The sequence below is a fragment of the Methanosarcina sp. Kolksee genome (assembly GCF_000969945.1).
In the GTDB taxonomy this organism is placed as follows: Archaea; Halobacteriota; Methanosarcinia; order Methanosarcinales; family Methanosarcinaceae; genus Methanosarcina; species Methanosarcina vacuolata.
Genome location: NZ_CP009524.1, coordinates 1,836,712 through 1,853,431, shown reverse-complemented (window position 1 = coordinate 1,853,431; position 16,720 = coordinate 1,836,712). Strand labels below are relative to the sequence as shown.

Here is a 16,720-nt window from a genome sequence, read left to right as displayed (position 1 = left end):
AATCAAAAATCAAAAATCAAAAATCAAAAATCAAAAATCAAAAATCAAAAATTAAACAGTAAAAGTAAAAACAAGAATTAAATTAGGGGAATATGGAGTGGTTTTGGGGGTATTAATATAAGAATTGCAATGTTGTCTCCGATTGCCTGGAGCACGCCGCCTAAAAAATACGGTCCCTGGGAATCTATTGTATCCTTATTAACTGAAGGACTTGTAAAAAGAGGTATTGACGTTACATTATTTGCCACAGCAGATTCTCACACTGCAGCGAAGCTTCATGCTGTATGCCCGAGACCTTATGAAGAAGACAAGGATATGATCCGAAAAGTGTATGAAGGCCTGCATATATCAGAAGTTTTCGAGAGAGCAAAGGAATTCGATATAATCCATAATCACTTCGATTATCTTCCTCTGACCTACAGTGCACTTGTGGACACGCCTGTTGTAACAACAATCCACGGCATTTCTTCACGGAAAATTTTGCCTGTATATAAAAAGTACAATAATAGAACTTTTTACGTATCCATAAGTGATGCCTACCGATGCAATGATCTGGACTATATAGCAACGGTTCGTCACGGAATTGACATAGAAAGCTTTTACTTCAATGAAAAACCCCAGGATTATCTACTTTTTTTATCGCGCTTGCATAAAGATAAAGGCGTAAGGGAAGCAATAGAGGTCGCAAAAAAAACTGGCAGAAGACTCAGAATAGCCGGTTTCATTGCAGATCAGGCTTATTTTGAAAAAGAAGTCCAGCCTTATCTGGATAATGAACAGATTATTTATGAAGGGCATGTTGACCCTGAGTTTAAGAAGGAACTTCTGTCAAATGCCTATGCTTTACTGCATATGATTAATTATGAAGAGGCTTTCGGAATTGGCATAGTTGAAGCTATGGCCAGCGGGACACCGGTAATTGCGATAAACAGGGGGGCAATGCCTGAACTTATCCGGGATGGAGAGACTGGATTTCTTGTCAATAGTGTTGATGAGGCAGCCGAGGCTGTGCAAAAACTTGGATCCATATCCCGTAAAAAATGCAGAGAAAATGTGGAAAAACGCTTTTCGGTTGATAGAATGGTAGATGATTACATTAAGGTGTATGAAACTATTCTGGAAAAGTGTAAACGTAAAGAAGAAAGGCCCTGGGGTTTTTATGAGGTGTTTATGCATAAGCCTGGATATAAAGTCAAAAGCCTTACTGTTTTTCCCCAGGGTGAAATTTCACTCCAGCGCCATTCTCATAGAAGCGAGCACTGGTACGTAATCAGTGGAGAGGGACTTGTAACCAAAAACGGAAGTGAAATTCGGGTTCTTCCCGGAGATTCAGTCGATCTTCCGGTGAATAAGGTTCATCGAATTAAGAATATAGGCAGTCAAAACCTTGTTTTCATTGAGATCGCACAGGGAGACTATATAGGAGAAGACGATATCGAAAGACTTGAAGATAAATATGGGAGAGTTTGAGCAGGGTTGTGTAGAGTTGAGACTGTTACTTTTTACAATATCTTAATTTTTTACATTTTTACCTTAACTAATAAAAATTTAATCCGGGCATTCTGAACGGTTATAGGAATCCCTCACCTGAGTCGCCATTTCCTCACCCAGCCTTTCTGAGACATTTTCTATGAAAAGCTCGATATACTCGAGCGGTACGCAGCCAAGGCTTTCTTCTCCTGATAAGATTAGCCTGACAAGATATTCAAGGTCATATCGAGATAGTAGTTTTATTCGCCGCAGGAAATCCTGAGCATCTTTTGCATAGTGGTTTGCCAGCGGAGGGAGTATGGAACGATAAGCCATTCCCGAGCCTGAACAGAGATACCCCTCGCACTCTGGAGCAACGGTTTTCAGAATGCCAATGTCCGTTTCTGAGAGTATTCTTGCCATGATAATCACCAGTGATAAAAGTATAGATTTGTGTTTTGGAGATGTTTTGGAGATGTTTTGGAGATGTTTTGGAGATGTTTAGGAGATAATAGATGCATGAGAATAATATTTCAGATACAATAGATGTGTGCAACTGGGACTTCATATATGATAAATATATACAGACTAAACGCATACATGCGATGTTTCAGAGCTTTTTTCCGTATGAAGGTGATTCTGTTTTTCTGATATTTAATCATAGAGCTGCAGACTCACCTGACAGGATGCAGCCGGATGATTTGATAAGTAAATCCAGAAATGTATAAGTCAAGAATAACAATTCTGAGTTTAGCTTTTTTAAGAGATATGAAGAGTAAAATTCGAGGATTGCCGAAGGATTTGTTATTGTTCGGATTGCCTCTCATTTTAACAGTATAGCCTTTGTTTACAGATGAGATTTCACTTTGTACCTCATGGATTATTCTATACTTCACATCTCTCTTCGTGCTTATCATAATTCAAGTTTCATGAGGTCTTCGGCAAGAATCACATTTCCTTCAAAATACCCTTTCAGGCGGTGCACTGCTTCTCTTTCGTGTCCCCGCATTTCCGGATAGAAATGTGTAAGGCAGATGCTTCCGATTTCGTTATTATATTCTTCCAGGATGTCGGCAAGTGAGCTGGGAGTTGTATGGTTTGTGACTTTCATGTCCGATGGAAACGAGCACTCGTGGATCAGGAGATCGGCCTCGGATGCAAGGTCCATTACATCTCTTGAGGGCTCGGTGTCTGCGGAGTAAACGAATTCCCCGTCTTCTCCAGTCACGCGGTAAGCCAGAGTCGGAACGCTGTGCGCGGCTGCCGTGCAACTGATCTCACAATCGAATCCTTCGGGAGTAAATTCTTTTCCGGGGGCGAGCTCAATAACGTCTACGTCCACTTCTTCCTGGAGATATTCATAAGCGTCAATCACTTTTGAAAACCATTCTTCGGTTCCTTCAGGCCCGTAGACCTTCATACTCGTGTTTCCGCGGAGCCAGTTTGCCTTTATGAGAGGGTGCAGGTCAGCTACGTGGTCAAGGTGGAGGTGAGAAAGCAACACTGTATCCACATCAGTGTGGGAAACCCCAGCCTCAGGAAACCTGTTCAATACGCCGCTTCCGCAATCGATAAGCAATGGCTTTTCGTCTAACCTTACAAGTATTCCGGACTGTACCCTATTTTTTTGAGGGATCGCAACTCCAGTGCCAAGAAATGTAATTTCCATGAGCTAAAGAATAAACTTTAAATAATTTAACTTTATTTAAAGCATGTCCGCATGACGAATTTCTGCGGCTCAAATAAACTTGCTTTTCTTCAAAGAGCGAGGGTTGCCCAGCCCGGTCAAAGGCGCCGGACTTAAGATCCGGTATCGAAGGATTTCGTGGGTTCAAATCCCACCCCTCGCATATCTAATGTGGGTAATAGGTAACGTCAATTTTTTGTACGCTAATGCAAAGTTAATGCACAACCGTTAATTTTTTGAAGTTGCCCTAACCAAAATTTACCATTTTTTTATAAAGACTACTTGATTAAAAAGCCGAAATTTTTGTATGTATGTTGTGTAACTAATGCACAATCGATTCTTAGGAAGTAGCCATAATTTAAAAAACAAGTTACTTTTATATATCTCTTTGAATGTATATCTCAAATTTTTTGTACGCTAGTGAAAAAGTAATGCACAACAGTTTTAAAAATTGCTCTAAAAAAGATTAATTCTACCTATTAACTCATGTATAAAATATTTTTTAACATTTTTTAACATTTCAGTTACACAATCAATTAATAAATTCTAAAATATACTTTTTAGCCGTATCATTTTGAATATCTAAGTCATTATACAATTCTCTAATATTTTTGCGAGGAGTATTAAGCGAAAAAGTAGAATAAGGATTATTCCACGGGCCTGATTTAAGTTTAAGAAGGATGTTACCATAAAAATCAACTAATTCTGAATTATCTGTATTCGTCATTGCTTGAATAACTTCCAATGGACCTTTTGAAATCGTTGATGGATTGAAACAGAAGGTTACGAGGCTACAAAATTGGTAACGAAATTTGTTAAGATCAAATTCGGAATTATTTATTAAATGTTGTTTGTGGAGATTAATAATAAAATTTTTGATTTCAAAATAAACTTTTGGAACAAGAAAATCAACGTATGATATTGTTGAACGTAATATTTTTGAATGATAATGACAGTCATGATAATAATTTATGAGAAGTAGGTTTTTAAAAAGATGGATTGAAGATTCTTGAGTAATTTCATTCCTATTTATTTTATCTAAATTATGATTTAACATTGTTTCAATATTTTCAATTTGCGATTGATTTATCTCATCAATACTATTACGTAATAAAAATAATAAAAAAATTGCTTGAAGATGAACGATTTCATCTTTTGAGTATCGGCATTCTGCACTGTGAAATAAATAATCCAACTTCTTATGGAGTTTTTTAATGGCTGCATTCAACTTTTTATGGGCAACTTTACTATTGGGGTTCTTTTGATTATCTATGCAGCTCCCAAAAAAATCTTCATTTTCTGCTGTATTGATATTATCATAATTTTTTTCCTGCTCCTTTTTCGATTTTAACATCAAACTTATTTTGTCAACATCATAAAAAAAATCTTGAAAATCATTTGATGTTGGTATTCTACTAGGTCTTAAAGGAGTCAAAGGCTGTTTTTTCTCGAAATTCGTTTGAAATTCTTGATGCGCCATATCCTCTGAAATAGCGTCTGAATTAATTTGATTTTTAATGAGGATAAGAATAATCACCTGCATTTCGGAATTATCAATATTATTATCTTGGAATAGCAGATTTGAAATCTCATGTACCGAAAAATTGGATTGAGAAACATTCCTGAAAAAATATCCTCTATCGTAGTAAATCCGTCGCACTCCAAATTTTTCATTACAAATTATTTTGACCTCTACCGGAATGCCCATATTAGTTATTGAAACAGAAAATTTACCAGTATGAAGTGCTATGTGTTGAGTAAAACAGTCTCTTTTGTCGTCAAAGAAAATTTTTACAATTGCAGTCTCTTGTAATGATTCTGTAATAACATGTATTTTTTTGGATAAATGTTCATAGCATACAGAAAAAATTCGTAGCTGGAGTGAAAAATCGTTTGGTTCAAAAGAGTCAATAAAAGAGGGCAAGCGTGAGGGATCTCCAAGTTTGGTTAGTGAAAATTGGTCAATTATCGATTCTACATTTTTTTTGTTTAAGAAAACAGCGAATTCAATATTACCTTGATCAGCCTTATTCATCAGAGCACGTTGAGTTAGATTAGGAGATCCAATTAACAAATAATTTGTTTTACCTTTGAAATGTAATACTTTTGAATGAAAAATTCTTGAGTCATCGTCTGCATATTGTGTCTCAAGTATTTCACATTCGAGGCCATTCTTTTTGCAAAAGGAAAGATAGAGATCTGGATCTGTAAGATTGTGATTATTTTTTTGAATTCCAATTCGTATCTTTTTTAGGTTTATTTTTTCGCAGATTGATTCAAGTAACTTGGTATTAGGTGAAAAAAAAGGAGCAAACAAAAAGCACTCATAAATTGATTCTGGGCTAATTTCTTGAAGGATTTGACTTAGGATAGAAAAATCAATATTATGCAACAATCTCACATTTTTAGTTTCTATGTTTCCTGTGGAAAGGAAATCTATTACTTGAGAAAGTGTTCGTTTCGCTTTCTCATCGCGAATGAATTCATTAGAAATTAATTTTTCATAAAATTGTTTAATCACGCCTATATTAACGTCAAAATTTTCTTTAATAGCATCATACTTGAATACTAATTCGGCGTTCTTTGTGAACCCAGAAAGGGTAATATTTGAACTAGCCACATAAATAGTAATTTTCTGTTCTGTCGTTGAAATAAAAGTAAATAATTTTGGATGAAATACTCCACCATTATTAAGATAAATAGGAATTAACTGATATATTCTACCTGTTTGATCTGTAAAATGTTCTAAAGAATTTGCATATTGACCAGCGTCAATAAGAATTATAATTTCCGCAAAGGGATTGTTAGTTCGAATTTTAGGAAGGAGAAAATTATCGAAGAAAATAGGATCAAAACAGAATGAAGTCAATATGATATAGTTGTTATTTTTTTGATTAAGAGTGAACTCCTCTATTAAATTTATTTGATCTGTTGCAACCATAATAATCCCTTATCTGTTAGTTTCAACTCAGAATATGAATCTCGATAAATGAACCCTAAATCAGTCATAATTGTTCGTATGCTTGACCATCGGTTATCCAAAGGTGAAATTTTAATTGGTATTCGTGCTGAGTATAATCTTCCATCTTCTTCAGTAAAAAGCCAATTTTTTGTATTATTTTCAGCGAATCTCTGAGCAGAAATAAAGAAATGACGATTTATGAGTACTCTGAAAAGTTCAGTAAAAAATGAAGTAATATTTTCATCTTCCCCATTATTCTCAAGATAACTAAACAAATCTTCAATTTGTAGAGAGGAAATATCATTTACTTTAAGAGGTTTTTCAATAAACTGAAGATTTTGATTGTACCGGTGATAAAGTAATCCAAGGAAGGTAATAGACTTTGCAAGAAAAATCTCTAAATTCTCAACGTTGAGATCATTAAAAATATCGGACTCATTTAGATCTGAATTAAGGGAGGATTTTGTATTTTCATTAATTTGTGCAATTCGGAGAAAAATTTCCTTCATAGAAGTATTTTCATTTACATCGCAACTTAACTCTTCTGATAACCTCAAAAAAATATTTTCGATATTCAGTGAGTTTATTAAGTTCTTCTTATGAATGCCAATATTTTCCATTACAATTTTTTGAATTCCTTCGAGAGTCTTTTCCACTAAATACACATAATAAAGATTTAGTTGGAAAAATTCCCAATATTTACGCGTATTTTCGAGTTCTCCGAAGTAAAGATCTTCTTTAGTTTTTCTATTTTGGTTAAAATAAATCGCATCCCAGATGTATCGTCTAAATTCACTTTTTGATGGAGGGGAGGTTTCATAAATAATTTTTAAAAACAAAAGTAGTGTATTCCTCCTCCTAGAATTTTGTTCCTGCAATGAGTAGTAATCATGAAAAGAAGTCCAAGGCAATGGTCTATTTATAAAATCGAGCTTGACTGCCCCCTTCATATATTCATTAAAAGCTAAATCGTCGATATCAGCGTTTCCGTTTTTCTCAGAAAAAAAACCAAACATCAATTTGGAAAGGATTTTATTTTCTTCTGAATTTTGAGAGGTTTGACATATACAAAAACCATTGAATAAATTATTTAGTTCATCTATTGTAAACGATTCTCTTTCAAAATCATTAGGATCAAGAAAAGACAATGTATTGGCGAGTTTGGCATTAATTTTTGAAATATATTCTTGTCCATTTCTCATCCATGCACATCGAAAAACTTCCATTTGGCGATTATAATAGACTCTTCCATAGCCGTTAATTATAAAATCTAAAGTGAAGGCAGTTTTTTGATTCCAATCGTTGGCAAATTTCTGATTGTTGTACATATGAATAAGATCGGGAGATTGATAATTTCCTTTATGATGGGCTAAACTTGATAGGATAAAAATTTTTTCAAATTTATTTGGATCAACAACTCCAGTTCTATAAAGATATTCGTAGTAATATGCCCAGATTGTATAATATCGAGCTCTTGGGGTAACGGATGTAATTCCCACCGTGAACTCTTTCTGAAGGTATAAATGTTGATCTTCAATCCCAAGTGGGTCTCGCAACAAAGAGCTAGATTCAACTCGTTGAGTCCACTCAACTGAAGCAGCATTTCCGAGTTGCATGGTTATTTAATAAGATGGCTAGATTATTAAATATTTTGTATTGTCTTGAATTTGTGTGAGTTTAAGTACAAAAAATGAGACACAAGGCAGTGTAGGGAAAGTTCTGTAGATTATGACGCAGTTTGTCACAATCCCTTACTTAACCGAAGACGCATGACCGATGATCCAATAGAGAGTACTATCAACTTCACAGTACCCCATTTCTAATTAAGTTCTAAAGACATCTTTTAAGTTTCCGCTGAACTTGTTTCCTTCACTTATAACATTGAATTTACAAGGCACAGTAACAGCTATTGCATACCCTGCGTAAACATCTCTATTAAAAGGAGCCACAGTATTCTTTATTTCATTGCTTGTAAGACGCACAACATACCCGGACCCCGCAGAAGTAGTTATGTAGGTCCCTATTCGGATACCGTTACAGTTACCGTCCAGGATATTTTTCTGAATATCTACTTCTGTCCACCCATCCAGGCATATTCCAGCGACAGATGAAAGTCTATCAGCAATTTCTTTGTCTTCAAATACAGGCATTTGCCCGCAGTTTTTTATGGTATTTCCCTTAATTGTAAGTCCGGTTGCTGCATCTAAGGCAGGTGCAGTATGACCAGCCGCCCAGATCCCTGGACCCTGGCACCCATCAATAATATTGTTGAGTATCCGGACATTCGATGTAGTTTCGTTTGCCCTGGAGTTTTCAACCTGAATGCCTGGACCTGTACGAGGTTTATACTTCTTAATGCTCTTTATTGTGTTGTCTCGGAAAATTACATTCCTGGAACCTTTAGAGCGAAGGCCTGAATTGATCCTTGTATAGATCTCATTTCCTGAAGCTTCTACGTCAACACACCTTTCGCAATAGAAACCATCATGTCCGACGCCGTATATTTTGTTTCCAGATACGGTTACATCTCTTGAGTCCAGAATCCTTACACCATCACCCTTTGAATTTTGAATTTTCACGTTCCGGATTTTGACTTTTGAAGCCCTGTTTCCTCCAAATAGATTATGGTAACCTTTCCCATGAAGCACATTCTGTTTATCAGCCAGCCCATCAAACGTGAACCCTTCAAACAGATAATTTTCGCCAGAGAAACTGAAAACTGGTACCTGTGGCTTCCAGAGGCACGTCGAAGCATGTGGTATTAGCTGGATGATTGCTTTTTCATCTCCACTTATGGTCGTGCCAGGATGTAGCTGAATAGGAGTTTTGGCCGTAAATGTTGTCTTCGTTCCTGTTGTTTTGAGCTCTATTTCTTCGTATTTCCGGCCATCGCCGACTTTATCAAAACTACTCTGAAGAAATGTTCCTGGTGTTAGAGTCAGTACATTTGTCATATGTTATGCAGGTTCCATGAGGTTGAAAACGAAAATTGGATTCTTATTGAGGTGTTTTAATTTTAAGACTTTTATATTTGCTGTAACAAAGACACGAGCGAGAATTTTGTAGAATTGGCAATTGTAACGGCAGAAAATCAAAAAGAACATTTTACAGGACCTGTAGAAAACGATGTATATCAATTCTCTGCTTTGCCGTGGATAGCGTTTACGCATATTTCACACACGGATTTCGGAAACAGGGAAAGAGCACAACCCGTTTCTCAAACTCTAGAACCCTGATTTTGTATCTTATACATGTATAACAGCCATATAGATTCCAGTTATTAAAATAGTACATGCTAAGGCGACAGAGCATAATGTTTATCAGGTCACGAAACTAAAAATGGATAAATACATACTAAAAAAACCGATAAAACCATCAGTGGATATCCAATAGAAGACTCGGTAAAATTTCAAGATTTCAATAATAATTGAGATAATATTTTACTTTAAAACCCCATTTATCCAGATGAAATCCCTCTTTTGATCGTGATAATATTTCCTGAGCATATCTATGTGAATTTGTGGATTTTTAGCTTCTTGGAGGGGTACACAAAATACTTCTATTGGAGAATCTGGATTTCCCCCCAAACCCAAAACTACATAAAACGGAATTTTCCTATCGCGAGAATAAGAAAAGTATCTGTCTATCTGGTCTGGATACGACCAATTAAAAAATCCATTTATCAGACGAGACCGATATTTGCATTCAACACAAAAGGTTTCATTTGTCGTTCTATCCCTGACCACCAAGTCTGGATTGCAATCTGACTCTACGTAACGGTTGTGCTTTCTACACATATCCGTAGTCCACTCTACTATAGAAAAAAGTTTGTCATCAAATTTATCAACAACGTATCTTTCAAATTTATTTCCTTTTTCTACATTCTCAGATTCGACATCAAGCTCATTTTGATAAGCATCTGGTGATAGCTGCTCTTCTGAATGATAACAATTTTCGGCATTTTTTTCTGAATCAGTAGATCCAATATTCGTAAATCTATGATTATACCTTATATAACAAATGATTAAAGATATCAAAGCAAGTGCTATGAATACATAATAATATGTAACAATTATCTGCATAATTTCTTTCAAAATCTTTAAAATAAAGTATAAGCATATAAGTACGATTACAAGCTTATCTCTATTCGAGATTCCTTTTTTATAAGATCTGTAGGATCTCTGGTTATAGTATCTGTTATTTTGTTTACGTGTCACCATCGATAGCTCCTAAAATTCTAGCATAGGGCCATAGATACATTGGCTAAAAAAACATAAAAAGTTAATTTAGATTTGAAAATAAAATCATTTTTGAAAAACCACAAAGGAAAGCCAAGCAACGGACTCAAGGAAAGTAACATTGAGAATTGTCACTTTCCCCCCTTTCGCACAAGCCAGATAGGTGAGCGGGCAGAATGCAGAATAAAACGAAGGAAAAAAGTTAATTTTACTTATCCTCATACATCACTTTATATACTCTTATTGGATTAATTAAAAAAATTTATTTCCATATATGTTAAAGAATTGTTTCATATCATATACTATATATAATGAATTGATGTTTTGTAATTAAGTTGCTCTCAGCTTTGGAATTATCTCTCGCCGGGGAGATATGTGTGGTGTTACGCCATGCAAATGACATACTATGGCAAAGGTGAACCTCGTCATCAAAACTAGGAACGAGATCCGCTTCGCTAGAATCTCGTTTCATTAAAGCGCCCAGCGCTTTAGTGAGGGCAACTACATGAGGTTTATTGAATCCTAAATATATTGGTGGGATAATTGGCAAATAGATTAACAAAAAATGAAAGAATGAAAGTTTTATTCGATAATTATTTTGAAGAAGGAATTATTTCCCCACTAAGAGATGTAGAATATAATGACAATTTTAAATCTTTCAAAAAATTGAAGTCTCAGAAATTACCTTATGTATATGATGTCAATCATTTTTGTTTCTTATCGAATTCTTCATCAAAACAAGTCAATTATCTTCTGTTAAAAAAAGAGAAAGCTTACGTTACGTTTAACTTACCTAAAAAAGCTGGAGGCTTTAGGGAAATAAACGCTCCATCAAAAAGCATGAAGCATATTCAAAGATGGATATTGGACCATATTTTATACAAAATGAGTCTTGGAGATTATGTTCATGGATTTGTTCCAAAAAGATCAATTTTGACAAATGCTTCAATTCATGTAAGTCAAAATTTAGTTTTAGGAATAGATATAAAGGATTTTTTTCCAAGTATAGATTTCAATTCGGTTTTTAGAATTTTTACATCTGTTGGATATACTCAAAAAGCTGCTCATTTTCTCGCGGCTTTATGTACATATAAAAGTAAGTTACCTCAAGGAGCACCAACTAGTCCAATGTTAGCTAACTTAGCTATTGCAAGTCTTGATATTATAATCGACAAGTATTGTAGGAGAAGAAATTTTAAATATTCAAGATATGCAGATGATATTACGATTTCGGGGTCTCATAATCTTCCAATGCACAAACAAAAAATAATAGAAATTATCGAAGGGAATGGGTTTACTGTCAACGAGGAAAAAACTAGATTACATTCAAGAGGCTCTAGGCAAAAAGTAACCGGGTTGGTTGTTAATGATAAAGTAAGTATTGGTAGAAGTCGGAAAAAGACTCTAAGAGCAATTGTACATAATATCTTAAAAAATGGATATGAAATAGAGAATCGAGAAAAAGATCCTTTTTTTAAGGAGAAAATTTTTGGTGAACTAGCATTTGCTAGAATGGTGGAACCTGACTTTGCTAATCCTCTTATAGAGAAGCTTAAATGTGCTAACTGGGCAAGTTACGATGAACAGACAATCGATTCAAGAGAAAGTGAACTTTTGATGAGATCACTTGAGAAAAAAAGTTATCATAAACCTGTTGATGCGACTCAAATTATTGAATCTGAGAGCGATTTTTTAAAGGCTATTTCTTCTACTATTGCAGAATTGAAGCACTATATAGAAGATCGAAGATGGATTGAACCATTTTGGGATGATGCTCGTGTAATTGAGATAAATGGTGAAAAGCATAAGATACCAGCAAGCCCTAAAAAAGAAACAAAAATTCAACCTACATTACATGTTTTTTTTAACCGAAATTTGCTTCCTTTAGGCGTACAAGTTTTAAGGGAAACAGACGAAGGAGTTGGAAAGCTTGACTTTAAATTCCTAGTTACGCTAAAAGGAAATATTCCATTAAATGTTTGTGCTGAGTTTAAATTAGCTCATAATGAAGAATTGGAACATGGTCTAACTAAACAATTGCCTTTATACTTGAAAGCAAGCCCTTCTAAGTCGGGAATATTTTTGGTTATGTGGTTCAAAGATGATAAAGGGAAGTACTTTAGCAAGCCAATTAGTCAAAATAAATCACAGATGCTTAATATGATAGAAGAAGCGATAAAAGAAATCAATAACAAAGAAGAATTTAAGATAGAATCAATTTTAATTGATGCATCTAAAAAACCTTCTGCTTCTAATAACTAATAATTTTTTGTTTTTTCAAGAATATTAACTGGCTTCCCCAGTTTATACAGAAAATAACTAAATGAAAGTGAAATCTGCTGTTCTGTTGAAGTTATCAGAATAAATTGGAATAAGCAAGAGGTCTTTTAAGAAGTTTTCAATATTTATCTTATTTACTTGGCATGAAAGTATGTTATTATTTATTTTTCACGTACTATTTCTTCTCTTTTTTCCCATACAAAGCTCCAAAAGCCATTCCAAAGGCAGGTCCGAGAGCAATCCCCAGGGTTAGATTGTCCATCATAAGGCCAAGTATCAAACCAAATGACATGCCAAGGGAAAGTCCAATCGCCATTGCATCTTCTTTTTCATTTTCGCTCTCATTTTCTTCCTCTTTAGCACAGCTTTTAATGTATTTTTCAGCCTTATCGAGCCTTTTCCCTAAACGTGAGAATATAAGTAAAACGGCTATAACAATGACAATAAAAATTACAATTATTCGTAAAGATGCAGAATCGATCATTATTTTGAATTTGCCACTTTACTATAAAAAGAGTTTGAAAAGAGAAAAAGAGTTTGAAAAGAGAAAAAGAGTTTAAAATGAAGTCAGTTCTCCGACCGGGAAATTTTTCAGCCTGAATAAGAAAGAATTTTCAGGCACAATTGAATTTTTACAGGACAAGATATCAAAATATTTATCCATTTAACCAGATACTTCCATCTTATGAACAATCATAGCGAAATGGAAAATTCAGGTCATAATCTAGCTCACTCTGACTCTAATAAAATTCCAGGCTGGAACGAAGATCTTGAACTGGCATTTTCTGCCTACAAAGGCTCCTACACTCCCGGAAGAGTTGCATCAAGGCATAAAACGGTCTGCGAGGTCCTTGTCTCTGGAGTTGTCGTACAGGCGGGAATCTCAGGTGCACTTCTGAAAATTGGAAAGCAGCCGGTTGTAGGGGATTTCGTCGTTTTGCTTGACCAGCCTGAACTGGGCTCACGCATGGTTGTGAATATCCTGCCCAGGAGGACCTGCCTTTCAAGAGGAGCAGCAGGAGACGGGAGCGGAGAGCAGGTAATTGCTGCAAACCTTGATACCATTTTTATCGTGACGTCGGTTGGTAAGGACCTCAACCTTCGAAGGCTTGAGAGGTATCTTGCCATTGTGTATTCTTCCGGGGCAAGCCCTGTGATTTTACTTAACAAAATCGACCTTGAAGATAACCCAACCCGGCTGGTAGAGAAAATCCAATCCATTGCAGGTGACGTGCCGGTAATTCCATTAAGCGCCCTTTCAAAAACCGGGCTTGACGAACTTAGCCCTTACCTCAACCCTGGGGAAACAGTTGCATTAATCGGTTCCTCAGGCGTCGGAAAATCCACGCTTATCAACGCTTTTCTTGGTGAAACTGTCCAGAAAACCGGAGATATCCGGAAAGACGATGAAAAAGGCAGGCATACAACAACAGTCCGCCAGCTCTTTCTGCTTCCAAACGGAGCAGTCCTTATAGACAACCCCGGGATCAGGGAAATACAGCTCGGAGACTCTGCAGAAGGGCTTGAGAAAGCTTTTTCCGAGATCGTTGACGCAGCCCGCAATTGCAAGTTTAAAGACTGCACTCACCACGACGAGCCGGGCTGTGCTGTACTGAAGGCGGTTGAGGACGGGCTTATTCCTGAGGAACGGCTTGCCAGCTATCACAGATTAACTGAAGAACTCATATTCCAGTCAAAAAAAGCAGAAATTGGGCTGAAACGGCTTGAAAAGGAAAAATGGAAGAATATAGCGTTGGATATTAAGAAATATAAGAAATCTACGGGAAAACTGTGAGATGAAGTGTATTTTTAGAGCCTATCCGAAAATTCAGTAATGCATATCGAAAAGTTACAATAGGTCTAAATATCCGGGCGTCCGTTCTGATTTTGCATATTGCATATTGTAAAAGTTATAACAGGCAACCACTTTTCGGATAGGCTCTTAATCGACTGAAGCTGATCTACTGAAGCAGCGTTTTTCGTTCTCTCTATTTTTTTCTAAACAGAGCACAAACAGCGCAATACCTAAAAATGAACAACACTTTTTTAACTTCACAGTTTTATAAAAACATTAATTCAGATTTAGGAGGCACTGATATGGCAAGTAAAGTTTATTTTGCAGATCTCAGAGCAAGAAATCCAGAGGAGAATACGATCAGCAAGATCCAGAAGCTTTTTGACGAAGCAGGTTTTGCTGAACTCCTTGGAGAAGGTGATCTGACTGCAATCAAAATTCATTTTGGAGAGTACGGAAGTGACGGATATATAAATCCGGTCTTTGTGCGGCAGGTCGTAGAAAAAATCCGGGCAGCCGGAGCAAAACCGTTTGTTACGGACACAAATACTCTTTATTCAGGCAGCCGGCATAATGCAGTTGACCACCTGACGACTGCAATTGAACACGGTTTTGATTATTCCGTTGTCAGGGCTCCGCTTATCATATCAGACGGTTTGAGAAGCCAGAACGTTGCAGATGTGGAGATCGGGAAGAAACATTTTAAGTCCGTAAAAATAGGTGCGGATATTGCTGCTGCGGATTCTATGATTGTGATGTCCCACTTCAAGGGGCATATAGTAGCTGGTTTTGGAGGAGCTATCAAGAACCTCGCTATGGGTTGTGCACCTGCAGCCGGCAAGAAGGAACAGCATTTCAGTACAAGCCCGCATGTTATTCAGGATAAGTGTATAGGCTGCCAGAAATGTGTTAAAATCTGTCCTGTAGGAGCTTCTTCTCTTCTGGGAGAAGTCTCAATGATTGATCCCAATATCTGCATAAGCTGCGGACAGTGCATGGAAGTTTGCCCTGCCGGAGCTATAACTATAGATTGGGAACATGATATCCCGAACTTCCTGGAATGTCTTACTGAGTACGCTTATGGGGCAGTAAAAGGAAAAGAAGGAAAAGTAGGTTACATAAATTTCCTGCTTAAAATTACACCTGACTGCGACTGCGTACCCTGGAGTGATGCTCCGATAGTACCGGATATCGGAATTCTTGCCTCAAAAGACCCTGTTGCCCTTGACCAGGCAAGCTATGACCTCGTAAATCGGCAGAAAGGGCTTGTCAACTCCTCTCTTCAATGCAACCACGAAGCAGGAGCTGATAAGTTCAAGGGAGCATGGCCAATGATCGATGGAACCCACCAGCTCACGTATGGAGAAGAAATCGAGTTTGGAAGCCGTGGGTATGAACTTGTTGAGATTTGAGCGAATTTAAAGACGGATTGAGATTTGAGTTATTTTAAAGATTGGCTGAAATTCAACCTCGGCTAAAGAAATTAACTTCAGAAAAACAATTCTCAACAATTTTTCCTTTTTATTTGTTCCTTAAAAAACCTGAATATACAGGCTTAATTATAAGGTTTAAGTAAGGTAGATTTATAGGTCGATTCTTAATCAATTTACAAATAATTTACAAATAATTTACAAATAATTTATAAATAATTTACAAATCAACTTTAGTTGATTTAATCGCAAATCTATTTTTTAAAAAGATAAATATAGCAGATGCCACAACTTAATATATGAGTTAATATTACCCAACTTTACTGGAGATGAATTAGAGTGACCATCTGGGAATACGATGTTAAAGAGATAAGGTTCAGTGAGTGGTCAAAGGCAAAAGAAGATCTTAACAGCCTCGGGACTGAAGGCTGGGAGCTCATCAAATTTGCGGATGATATCGACGAAAATGGTATGATAGCAGCTGTTTTTAAAAGACCGGTCGATTACGTTGACGCATCAATCTAAAGTTTTTTTTAAATTTATTGTTTTTTAACCTTTTTTTCGGTGTGAAAAATTCAGTTTAGAGTTCAGGGCATTTGAAACAAGTTCGGTTACTACGATTTCTAGAGGAACAGCTGTATCCATTGCTAGGTAAACCTGCTCAAGTTCTAATTTTAAGGGTTTCTGTATATATCTGTAGAAATCCGAACTATATTTCAAAACTAATTCCCTATTAATTCTAATTCTCACTTTAACTCTAACTGATCCTGACTCTAACTGATCCTGACTCTAACTGATCCTGACTCTAACTGATCCTAACTCTAACTGATCCTAACTCTAACTGATCCTGACTCTAAC

General features: G+C 36.1%; 15 protein-coding genes and 1 tRNA gene. 8 read left to right on the top strand and 8 right to left on the bottom strand.

What is annotated here, in order from left to right:
• The first annotated feature begins 129 nt into the window (after positions 1-129).
• Positions 130-1,470, top strand: coding sequence for a glycosyltransferase (locus tag MSKOL_RS07640; protein WP_082091067.1), 1,341 nt, complete (start codon positions 130-132; stop codon positions 1,468-1,470).
• A 78-nt stretch (positions 1,471-1,548) separates the two neighbouring features.
• On the opposite strand, the gene MSKOL_RS07635 is transcribed toward MSKOL_RS07640, so the two are convergent.
• A complete protein-coding gene (locus tag MSKOL_RS07635; RefSeq protein WP_048119987.1) occupies positions 1,549-1,893 on the bottom strand; it encodes a hypothetical protein in 345 nt (114 codons plus the stop codon).
• 92 nt (positions 1,894-1,985) lie between these two features.
• Between MSKOL_RS07635 and MSKOL_RS20700 the strand changes: the two genes are divergently transcribed.
• Entirely contained in the window at positions 1,986-2,198 is a 213-nt protein-coding gene (locus tag MSKOL_RS20700) for a hypothetical protein (RefSeq protein ID WP_048154900.1), read from the top strand.
• 185 nt (positions 2,199-2,383) lie between these two features.
• Here MSKOL_RS20700 and MSKOL_RS07625 read toward each other — a convergent pair whose 3' ends face one another.
• Positions 2,384-3,139, bottom strand: coding sequence for an MBL fold metallo-hydrolase (locus MSKOL_RS07625; protein ID WP_048119985.1), 756 nt, complete (start codon positions 3,137-3,139; stop codon positions 2,384-2,386).
• A 96-nt stretch (positions 3,140-3,235) separates the two neighbouring features.
• On the opposite strand from MSKOL_RS07625, the gene MSKOL_RS07620 reads away from it, so the two are divergent.
• Positions 3,236-3,320: transfer RNA gene (locus MSKOL_RS07620), tRNA-Leu, on the top strand.
• 369 nt (positions 3,321-3,689) lie between these two features.
• Here the strand turns inward: MSKOL_RS07620 and MSKOL_RS07615 are convergent.
• The 3 genes from MSKOL_RS07615 to MSKOL_RS07605 form a co-directional block, all read right to left on the bottom strand.
• Complete coding sequence (locus tag MSKOL_RS07615) at positions 3,690-6,098, bottom strand: phospholipase D-like domain-containing protein (protein WP_048154897.1); 2,409 nt, start codon at positions 6,096-6,098, stop codon at positions 3,690-3,692.
• The gene (locus MSKOL_RS07610; RefSeq protein WP_048154894.1) at positions 6,077-7,735 is read right to left on the bottom strand and encodes a hypothetical protein; all 1,659 of its coding nucleotides are present in this window, start codon (positions 7,733-7,735) and stop codon (positions 6,077-6,079) included. Before MSKOL_RS07610 ends, MSKOL_RS07615 begins: the two co-directional genes overlap by 22 nt.
• Before the next feature lie 207 nt (positions 7,736-7,942).
• Positions 7,943-9,073 (bottom strand): right-handed parallel beta-helix repeat-containing protein, encoded by a 1,131-nt coding sequence (locus MSKOL_RS07605; RefSeq protein ID WP_048154891.1) that lies wholly within the window; start codon positions 9,071-9,073, stop codon positions 7,943-7,945.
• Between the two features lie 114 nt (positions 9,074-9,187).
• On the opposite strand from MSKOL_RS07605, the gene MSKOL_RS19970 reads away from it, so the two are divergent.
• On the top strand, positions 9,188-9,355 hold the full coding sequence (locus tag MSKOL_RS19970) for a hypothetical protein (RefSeq protein ID WP_231592529.1): 168 nt from the start codon (positions 9,188-9,190) through the stop codon (positions 9,353-9,355).
• A 204-nt stretch (positions 9,356-9,559) separates the two neighbouring features.
• Here the strand turns inward: MSKOL_RS19970 and MSKOL_RS20695 are convergent, their stop codons facing one another.
• On the bottom strand, positions 9,560-10,339 hold the full coding sequence (locus MSKOL_RS20695; RefSeq protein ID WP_197078856.1) for a YqaJ viral recombinase family protein: 780 nt from the start codon (positions 10,337-10,339) through the stop codon (positions 9,560-9,562).
• Between the two features lie 561 nt (positions 10,340-10,900).
• On the opposite strand from MSKOL_RS20695, the gene MSKOL_RS18720 reads away from it, so the two are divergent.
• Entirely contained in the window at positions 10,901-12,619 is a 1,719-nt protein-coding gene (locus MSKOL_RS18720; RefSeq protein ID WP_052725378.1) for a retron St85 family RNA-directed DNA polymerase, read from the top strand.
• Between the two features lie 193 nt (positions 12,620-12,812).
• Here the strand turns inward: MSKOL_RS18720 and MSKOL_RS07590 are convergent, their stop codons facing one another.
• Positions 12,813-13,121 carry a hypothetical protein gene (locus MSKOL_RS07590; RefSeq protein WP_048154888.1) on the bottom strand — a complete coding sequence of 103 codons (309 nt, stop codon included), beginning with the start codon at positions 13,119-13,121 and terminating at the stop codon, positions 12,813-12,815.
• A gap of 201 nt (positions 13,122-13,322) precedes the next feature.
• Here MSKOL_RS07590 and rsgA point away from each other — a divergent pair, with 201 nt between their 5' ends.
• The 3 genes from rsgA (at position 13,323) to MSKOL_RS07575 (ending at position 16,387) form a co-directional block, all read left to right on the top strand.
• The gene (gene rsgA / locus MSKOL_RS07585; protein ID WP_048154885.1) at positions 13,323-14,432 is read left to right on the top strand and encodes a ribosome small subunit-dependent GTPase A; all 1,110 of its coding nucleotides are present in this window, start codon (positions 13,323-13,325) and stop codon (positions 14,430-14,432) included.
• A 302-nt stretch (positions 14,433-14,734) separates the two neighbouring features.
• A complete protein-coding gene (locus MSKOL_RS07580; RefSeq protein ID WP_048154881.1) occupies positions 14,735-15,844 on the top strand; it encodes a DUF362 domain-containing protein in 1,110 nt (369 codons plus the stop codon).
• A 357-nt stretch (positions 15,845-16,201) separates the two neighbouring features.
• On the top strand, positions 16,202-16,387 hold the full coding sequence (locus MSKOL_RS07575) for a hypothetical protein (RefSeq protein ID WP_048119964.1): 186 nt from the start codon (positions 16,202-16,204) through the stop codon (positions 16,385-16,387).
• A gap of 24 nt (positions 16,388-16,411) precedes the next feature.
• Here MSKOL_RS07575 and MSKOL_RS19965 read toward each other — a convergent pair whose 3' ends face one another.
• A complete protein-coding gene (locus MSKOL_RS19965) occupies positions 16,412-16,582 on the bottom strand; it encodes a hypothetical protein (protein WP_156150998.1) in 171 nt (56 codons plus the stop codon).
• Positions 16,583-16,720: the final 138 nt, after the last annotated feature.

Excerpts from the sequence above, each read along its gene's own strand:
- MSKOL_RS07640 (WP_082091067.1), top strand. The coding sequence starts at position 130 with ATGTTGTCTCCGATTGCCTGGAGCACGCCGCCTAAAAAATACGGTCCC.
- MSKOL_RS07635 (WP_048119987.1), bottom strand. The coding sequence starts at position 1,893 with ATGGCAAGAATACTCTCAGAAACGGACATTGGCATTCTGAAAACCGTT.
- MSKOL_RS20700 (WP_048154900.1), top strand. The coding sequence starts at position 1,986 with ATGCATGAGAATAATATTTCAGATACAATAGATGTGTGCAACTGGGAC.
- MSKOL_RS07625 (WP_048119985.1), bottom strand. The coding sequence starts at position 3,139 with ATGGAAATTACATTTCTTGGCACTGGAGTTGCGATCCCTCAAAAAAAT.
- MSKOL_RS07615 (WP_048154897.1), bottom strand. The coding sequence starts at position 6,098 with ATGGTTGCAACAGATCAAATAAATTTAATAGAGGAGTTCACTCTTAAT.
- MSKOL_RS07610 (WP_048154894.1), bottom strand. The coding sequence starts at position 7,735 with ATGCAACTCGGAAATGCTGCTTCAGTTGAGTGGACTCAACGAGTTGAA.
- MSKOL_RS07605 (WP_048154891.1), bottom strand. The coding sequence starts at position 9,073 with ATGACAAATGTACTGACTCTAACACCAGGAACATTTCTTCAGAGTAGT.
- MSKOL_RS20695 (WP_197078856.1), bottom strand. The coding sequence starts at position 10,339 with ATGGTGACACGTAAACAAAATAACAGATACTATAACCAGAGATCCTAC.
- MSKOL_RS07590 (WP_048154888.1), bottom strand. The coding sequence starts at position 13,121 with ATGATCGATTCTGCATCTTTACGAATAATTGTAATTTTTATTGTCATT.
- rsgA (WP_048154885.1), top strand. The coding sequence starts at position 13,323 with ATGAACAATCATAGCGAAATGGAAAATTCAGGTCATAATCTAGCTCAC.
- MSKOL_RS07580 (WP_048154881.1), top strand. The coding sequence starts at position 14,735 with ATGGCAAGTAAAGTTTATTTTGCAGATCTCAGAGCAAGAAATCCAGAG.